Source organism: uncultured Sphingomonas sp. (assembly GCF_946477935.1).
In the GTDB taxonomy this organism is placed as follows: Bacteria; Pseudomonadota; Alphaproteobacteria; order Sphingomonadales; family Sphingomonadaceae; genus Sphingomonas.
The window spans coordinates 1-7,268 of record NZ_CAMLAC010000182.1 but is presented as its reverse complement, the minus strand read 5'-3'; the positions used below and the strand labels follow the sequence as shown (position 1 = coordinate 7,268).

Annotated in this window: 7 protein-coding genes; 3 read left to right on the top strand and 4 right to left on the bottom strand. The window is 67.2% G+C overall.

What is annotated here, in order from left to right; translation table 11 throughout:
• Together Q0U08_RS15570 and Q0U08_RS15565 are read right to left on the bottom strand one after the other, a co-directional pair.
• Window positions 1-1,266: murein transglycosylase A (locus Q0U08_RS15570; protein ID WP_298092441.1), on the bottom strand; the 1,266-nt coding region annotated here is incomplete at its 3' end.
• Window positions 1,263-1,910: a Tim44/TimA family putative adaptor protein gene (locus tag Q0U08_RS15565; RefSeq protein ID WP_298092440.1), complete on the bottom strand. Its 648-nt coding sequence runs from the start codon at window positions 1,908-1,910 to the stop codon at window positions 1,263-1,265. The genes Q0U08_RS15570 and Q0U08_RS15565, both read right to left, overlap by 4 nt.
• A gap of 195 nt (window positions 1,911-2,105) precedes the next feature.
• Between Q0U08_RS15565 and secB the strand changes: the two genes are divergently transcribed.
• From secB to trpS, 3 genes are read left to right on the top strand one after another with little or no spacing between them, the layout of a single operon-like run.
• Window positions 2,106-2,621, top strand: a complete 516-nt coding sequence (gene secB, locus Q0U08_RS15560; protein WP_112380959.1) for a protein-export chaperone SecB — start codon at window positions 2,106-2,108, stop codon at window positions 2,619-2,621.
• Between the two features lie 8 nt (window positions 2,622-2,629).
• Complete coding sequence (gene murJ, locus Q0U08_RS15555; protein WP_298092439.1) at window positions 2,630-4,198, top strand: murein biosynthesis integral membrane protein MurJ; 1,569 nt, start codon at window positions 2,630-2,632, stop codon at window positions 4,196-4,198.
• 3 nt (window positions 4,199-4,201) lie between these two features.
• Complete coding sequence (gene trpS, locus Q0U08_RS15550) at window positions 4,202-5,206, top strand: tryptophan--tRNA ligase (RefSeq protein WP_298092438.1); 1,005 nt, start codon at window positions 4,202-4,204, stop codon at window positions 5,204-5,206.
• A gap of 48 nt (window positions 5,207-5,254) precedes the next feature.
• On the opposite strand, the gene Q0U08_RS15545 is transcribed toward trpS, so the two are convergent.
• Complete coding sequence (locus tag Q0U08_RS15545) at window positions 5,255-5,812, bottom strand: energy transducer TonB (RefSeq protein ID WP_298092436.1); 558 nt, start codon at window positions 5,810-5,812, stop codon at window positions 5,255-5,257.
• Window positions 5,813-6,016: 204 nt separating this feature from the next.
• A partial coding sequence (gene dnaA, locus Q0U08_RS15540; protein WP_298092435.1) for a chromosomal replication initiator protein DnaA occupies window positions 6,017-7,268 on the bottom strand: 1,252 nt, incomplete at its 5' end.

Below are 7,268 nucleotides of genomic sequence, written 5' to 3'. Positions count from 1 at the left end.
GAGCAGCAGGAACGCCGTGCCCCGCCCCGACATGCCGCCCGCCACGCTGCGCGCCGTCTCGCCCGCACCCCAGAACGTATCGAACCGGTTCGATCCCTTGATGGCGCCGCCGGTATCCTGCGCCACCCACAAACCAGTCACGTCCTGCCGATCCATCGACAGGAATACCGGCGCACCCAGCGGCACATATTTGGGATCCGCAGCGGCACTCACCTGCCCGGTGACGGCATAACCCATCGCGCCCTGCGGCGGCCCGTCCAGCTCGCGGAAGAACACGAAACTCTTGTTCTCGCGCATCAGCGCTCGCCCTTCCTCCGGATGCTCGTGCAACCACTGCACGATCCCCTGCATCGACGCCTGCCCCGGCTGCAACAGCCCCCGCTGCCGCATCAGGCTCCCGATCCCGGTATAATCCCGCCCGTTCTGCGTGTCATAGCCGATCCGCATGATCGACCCATCCGGCAGGCGCAGCCGCCCGGATCCCTGGATCTGGAGGAAGAACACCTCAACCGCATCCTTGCCCCAGGCAAGGATCGGCGCGCGCCCCTCCAAAGACCCCTGCTCGATCGCGGTGCGGTCGTCGAAGGGTACGAAGTTCGTGCCCGCGACCTTGCCGCGGATCTTGCGCCCCTTCAGGTTCTCGGAAAACTGGCCGAGATCGACATCGATCAGGTCGCGCGGCCGGGCATAGATCGGCACCTCATAATCCGACCGCCGCTCGCGCGAGCCGAGGATCTCGGGCTCATAATAGCCCGTGGCAAAGGCCTTGCCGTCCCCCACCTGCACCGTCTCGAAGTAGCGCGCGAAGAAATCCCGCGCCCGCCCGCCGCTTCGCGCAGCGGCACAGGCCGGACCCCAGTCCGCCCCCCGGGTCAGCCCGGACGTATCGGTCCGCCGCATCAGCCCCGGGCATGACAGGGCAAAGGCCGCACGCGCCGAATCGGCCTGCGCATCGGTGATCGGCAGGGTTGCGATGGCAGGCCCCGGGAGCACCCCGGCGGTTGCCGCGGTCGTGGCGGCGGGATTGGGCAGCGACGGTGCCGCCAGTAGCGGCGTCGCCGGCACAATCCGCGCCAGCCCGTTCGGTACGCGTCCGGGTTCGCGGATGTCAGGAGCCTTGCCCGTCGATGGCCGGGCTACGTTCGGGCGGGTCGCAGTCGGCCGCTCACCCGGCGCGGCCGGGCTGGTGGGTGGCACGATGCGCCCCGCACAAGCGGAAAGCGCCAGAGCGAGCGCCGCCGTCGCGGCAAACCGAAACGCGCTCACGCTTCGTCGGTATCGGCAAGCTTCCAGTTCGGATCGCTGCTCTTCAGCGTCCGCGCGAAGGTCCAGACGTCATGCGTCTCGACCGCATCGGTCAGCGACCCCGCGACCACCTGCCCGTTCGCATCGCGCGTCACCGCGGCGATGTCCGCATCGAAGCGCACCGTGATCCGGGCCTCGCGACCCTGCACCTGCGCATCGGTGATCACCGCCCGCTCGATCGAAACCAGCCGGTTGTCCAGCGTTTCGCCCGATTCGCGCCGCGCCGCGATCGCCTCGGCGAACACCGCCTGCACATCGGGCTCGGCCAGCGTCGCCAGCGTCTCCTCGTCGCCTTTCCAGAAGGACTCCAGCGTCATCCGGTATGCGCTCTGCGCCCCGTTCAGGAACTGCGCCACGTCGAAACCCGGCTCCGCCGCGATCACCGCGCGCACGCCCTGCTCGGCCCGCCCCTCGATGTTGCGGTTCGGCATTTCCCGCTTCTCCAGGCTGACCTCGACCGGCCGCGCGACCGTCACCGGCACGCCGCGGTCATCGGCGCCGCGTGCCAGCGGCTGCTGCTCATGCCCCGTCCGCTTGCCCAGCACACTGTAGAGCCGCAGGGCCAGGAAAAGGGCGACCATCGCGAGAAGAACGACGTAGAACAACGCTTGCGAGCCTTTCGATAACCGCCTCAACATAGGTTCAATGGCCGCAAATTCAAACCCGCACCGATTCGAACCCGCGCCGCAGCGAAGCAACGTTGAAACGACTTCAGGCCACTGCTAACCGCTCGGCCATTCGGGCCGAACGCATGACGCGTGCGATCGGTCCTGCACCTCCTTGATGATGGGACATTGACGATGGACGATTTGGGCACCCCGCAGGGCTTCGACATGACCGCCGGCGACGCTGCGGACACCGCCCCTGCCGCCGGCATGATCTCGCAATACGTCAAGGATCTGTCGTTCGAGAACCCGAATGCGCCGGCGATCTACCAGAACCAGGCCGCGCCCGGCATCGACGTGCAGTTCAACATCGGCGCGCAGCAGGTGGGCGAGGAAGTGCACGAGCTGGTCCTGAAGATCGAGGTTCGTGCCGAGGCCGAGGGCAAGACCGCCTTCATCGTCGATCTCAGCTATGCCGGCCTGTTCGGCTTCCGCAACGTGCCCGCCGACCAGATCCAGCCCTTCATGCTGGGCGAGGCGCCGCGCCTGCTCTTCCCGTTCGCCCGCCGCGTGCTGGCCGATGCGGTGCGTGACGGCGGCTTCCCGCCGCTGCTCCTCGAGCCGATCGACTTCGCGCAGCTCTACATGCAGCAGGCGGAGGCCAATGCCGGCACCGCGCAGCCGAACACGCCCGAAACCGGTCACGCCTGATTCCCTAGATGAATCTTGCCAAGGCGCTGGGCTCGGTTGGCGGGCTGACGCTCGCCAGCCGGGTGCTGGGGCTCGTGCGCGATTCGCTGTTCTTCCGCTTCGTGGGTGCGAACTTCGCCTCCGATGCGTTCCAGATCGCGTTTCGCCTGCCCAACATGTTCCGCGCCCTGTTCGCGGAAGGCGCCTTCTCCGCCGCCTTCATCCCCATGTTCAACCGCAAGGTGGCAGAGGGTGAGGCGGAGCCGGGCGGCGGACTGGCCCGGGGCCTGACCTTTGCCGAGGATGCGCTGTCCGTCCTCCTGCCGATCCTGATCGTCTTCACCGCGATCGTCATGATCGCCGCCTGGCCCGTCACCTGGGTGCAGACCTTCGGCTATCCCGGCGGCTCTACGGCACAGTTCGATTATATCGTGCTGCTCAACCGGCTGACCTTCCCCTATCTGCTGTTCATCAGCCTCGTCTCGCTGCTCGGCGGCATCCTGAACTCGCTGCACCGCTTCTGGGTGAATGCGGCAGCGCCGATCCTGCTCAACGCCACGCTGATCGCCGCGCTGATCCTCTTCCATGCTGACGACCCGCTGGTCACGGCGCGCAACCAGGCGATCGCCGTGTCCGTGTCTGGCGCGGTCCAGCTTGCCTGGCTGTGGTGGGCCTGCCGCAGTGCGGGCGTGCGACTGCGCCTGAAGCGCCCCACTTTCAATCCCGAGGTGAAGCGGCTGCTGGCGCTTATCTGGCCTGCCGCGGCGGGCGCCGGCGCGGTGCAGATCAACCTTGTCGTCTCCACCGCACTCGCCGCCTCGCTGCTGCCCGCGGGTTCGGTCTCCTATATCTATGCGGCGGATCGGCTGAACCAGTTGCCGCTCGGCCTGATCGGCATCGGGCTCGGCACCGTGCTGCTCCCCACCATATCCCGCCTGCTCGGTGCCGGCCGTGAGGCGGAGGCGATGGATACGCAGAATCGCGGCATGGAGCTGGCGCTGCTGCTGACGCTGCCCGCCACCGTCGCGCTGATCGTCTGTGGCACCCCGATTGCCGCTGCGCTGTTCCAGCATGGCAAGTTCGACGCCACGGATACGCTTTATACCGCCCAGGCGCTCGCCGCCTTCTCGATCGGCCTGCCGTCCTACATTCTCGTAAAGGTGCTGACGCCGGGCTATTATGCCCGATCGGACACGAAAACGCCGGTGCGCTATGCCACCTGGTCGATGCTGGTGAACCTGGGCCTCAATCTCGCCCTCATCCGCCCGCTCGGGCACATGGGCCCGCCCCTCGCCACCGCCATCGCAAGCACGGTCAACGTCGCGCTGCTCTATCGCACGCTCGCCCACCGCGGCCAGTTCGTCGCCGACCCGCAGCTCCGCCGCCGCACCCCCCGCCTCATCGCCGCGGCGCTCCTGATGGGCGCGGCGATGTGGTTCCTGAACGACCTGTTCCAGCCCTATGTCACCGGATCCAGCCTTCAGCGCTGGGGCGCGCTCATCATACTGGTCGGCACCGGCATCCTCGTCTATGCCGCGGCCAGCTTCGCCACCGGCGCGTTCCGGATCGCGGAACTGAAAAAGCTCATCAGAAGGTAAGTCATGCGCGTCGTCTCCGGCATCCAGCCCACCGGCAATCTCCACCTCGGCAATTATCTGGGCGCGATCAAGCAGTGGGTGGCGATGCAGGATTCGATGGCGGAGGGCGATGACTGCCTGTTCTTCCTCGCCGATCTTCACGCGCTGACCGTCGCGATCGATCCGAAGGAGCTGGCGAACAACACCATCGAGATGGCCGCCGCGTTGCTGGCGTCCGGTATCGACCCCGCCCGCTCGATCCTGTTCAACCAGGCGCGTGTGCCCGCGCATAGCGAGCTGACCTGGATTCTGAACGGCACCGCGCGCATCGGCTGGCTGAACCGGATGACGCAGTTCAAGGACAAGGCGGGCAAGAACCGGGAGGGCGCCAGCATCGGCCTCTATGCCTATCCCGTCCTGATGGCCGCCGACGTGCTTGTCTATCGCACCACCCATGTGCCGGTGGGCGAGGATCAGAAGCAGCATCTCGAACTCGCGCGCGACATCGCCACCAAGTTCAACACGGATTTCGGCTCGGACGTGTTCGTGCTGCCCGAACCGCTGGTCAGCAAGGCGGCGCCGCGCATCATGTCGTTGCGCGACGGTTCGGCCAAGATGTCCAAGTCGGATCCATCGGAGGCCAGCCGCATCCACCTGACCGACAGCGACGATGCGATCGCGCAGAAGCTGCGCAAGGCCAAGACCGATCCGGCCGAATTGCCCGCCACCATGGCCGAACTGGCCGATCGTCCTGAAGCGCGCAACCTGGTGACGATCTACGCCGCGCTTGCCGGCACGACGCCTGCCGACGTGCTGACCGAACATCAGGGCAAGGGCTTCGGTCAGTTCAAGCCGGTCCTCGCCGATGTCGCCATCGCCGCGCTCGGCCCCATCCGCGACCGGATGGTCGCCCTCCTCAACGATCGCGCCGCCGTCGCTCAGGCGCTTGAAGCCGGGGCTGAAAAGGCCCGCTCGCTCGCCGCGCCTACGCTGCGTGCTGCGCAGGATGCCGTCGGCCTGCAGATCTGATGTGCGCAACACGGCCACCCGCCCGCAGAGACAGGTGGCCGCGCGCCTTCAGGCGCCGGATTTCGCGGATGTGCGAAGCGGCGTCCGAAAGCCGGTTCCGAAGGCGATCACGTCATCCGGCTGGAACCATGCATTGCGCTTCTCGGCCTCTTGCCGCAGCTTGGCGATCATGCGGTCGTGATGCTGCGGCGATAGGCTGAACAGGACGTTGGCCTCATAGATCTGCGTCGGCTTCAACCCGTTGGGCAACGGGTGCATCGACTTGATCCGCTGCACCGCGCGCACCGCCGCACGGTCCAGTTGCCGATCTCCCGATGTCTTGAAGATCCGAACGGCAGCCGGCGTGCCCGCTTCGCTGCACAGGAAGCGGACGGATACGATCCCCTCGGCAGGACTCCAGCCCGGCGTCAACGACGGATATTCCAAGGCGTCGTCCAACGTGCGGGATATACCCCTCGTCCAGTGCTCCAGCGTGGGTGGCGCGCCTTGCACCACGATGTCCGGTCCATGGCGTACGGCCGGATTGCCCGTATGCGCCTGCTGCGCGCTGGCGGGACCGGCGAACAAGGCGCTGCCGATCAGCGCCCATGAAGCGATGGCTTTCATGACGATCTCCTGTTGCGGACGATCGGCCATGGTGTCTTGCGTGCCGGCAATCTGCGGGACTCGCCACCATGCATCATGGTCGAAGGGGGATGGCGTGCGTTCTGCGGACCACGCGCTTTCCCGTGCCGGCCATGCGCCGCAGCATGCCCGGCGTCAATCAGACCGAAGGGATTAAGACCATTTCGGCCCTTATCGGCCGACTTCTCAGCCTTCCAACTCGCGCATCAGCACGCGCACGGCATTGTCGATATCCCGGTCGGTGTCGCGCAACTGCTCGATCTTCTTGACCGCGTGGATCACGGTCGAATGGTCGCGCCCGCCGAACTTGCGCCCGATCTCGGGCAGCGAGCGCGTCGTCAGTCGCTTGGCAAGATACATGGCGATCTGGCGCGGGCGGGCGATCGCGCGGCTGCGACGCGCCGATACCAGGTCGAGCGGCTTCAGCTCGAAATGGGCACTGACCAGCTTCTGGATCTCGTCGATGGTGATGCGGCGCTGGGTGTGGCGCAGCATGTCGCCCAGTGTCGCGGTCGCGAACTCCAGGTCGATCGTGTCACCGGTCAGTTGCGCATAGGCCACGACGCGGTTCAGCGCGCCTTCCAGCTCGCGGATATTGGCGTGGATGCGAGAGGCGAGCAGATCCAGTACGTCCGCCGGGATCGTGTGGGCCGGCAGATCGCGCACCTTGCGCTCCAGGATCGTGCGGCGCAGTACCAGATCAGGCGCCTTGATGTCGGCGACAAGCCCTGCGCCCAATCGGCTCAGGATGCGTGGTTCCACCCCGTCCAGCGACTGGGGCGAGCGATCCGCAGAAATCACCAGCCGCTTGCCCGCCCCGACGATCTCGTTGACCGTGTGGAAGAACTCCTCCTGCGTCGCATCCTTGCCTGCGATGAACTGCAGATCGTCGATCAGCAGCAGATCGGCCGAACGCAGCCGCTGCTTGAACGCGAAGGTGTCGCGCGCCCGCATCGATGCGACGAATTCGAACATGAACCGCTCGGCCGACATGCACAGCACCGCCGCACCCGGCTCGTTCGCCTGGAAGGCGTGGCCGACCGCATGCATCAGGTGGGTCTTGCCCTGGCCCGTGCCGCCGTGAAGGAACAGCGGGCTGAACCGCGGCACGCCCGGCTCGGCCAGGGCCAGTGCGGCGTTGAACGCCACCCGATTCGATCCGTCGACCACGAACCGGTCGAAAGTCAGGCGCGGGTCCAGCGGCGGCCGGTCGGTGGTGATCGTCACTGCCGGCGCCGGTGCGGCCGGAACCGGCGCGGGTGCGGCCGCCGCCGGGGCGGGCGCCTCGAACAGCGTCGGCGCCGGTCGCGGGCTCTCGGCGGTCAGGGTGCGGGGTGCCGATGCCACCGGCGTGCTCGCGGTCAGCACCGCGGCGCTGCGCGAGGGCATGCGCGTCTCCACCACCACCGCGCGCACGCCCGGCAGCGCCGCCTTGAAC

Coding starts and splice junctions, on each gene's coding strand:
- trpS (WP_298092438.1), top strand. CDS start 4,202: ATGCGCGTCGTCTCCGGCATCCAGCCCACCGGCAATCTCCACCTCGGC.
- secB (WP_112380959.1), top strand. CDS start 2,106: ATGGACGATTTGGGCACCCCGCAGGGCTTCGACATGACCGCCGGCGAC.
- murJ (WP_298092439.1), top strand. CDS start 2,630: ATGAATCTTGCCAAGGCGCTGGGCTCGGTTGGCGGGCTGACGCTCGCC.
- Q0U08_RS15545 (WP_298092436.1), bottom strand. CDS start 5,812: ATGAAAGCCATCGCTTCATGGGCGCTGATCGGCAGCGCCTTGTTCGCC.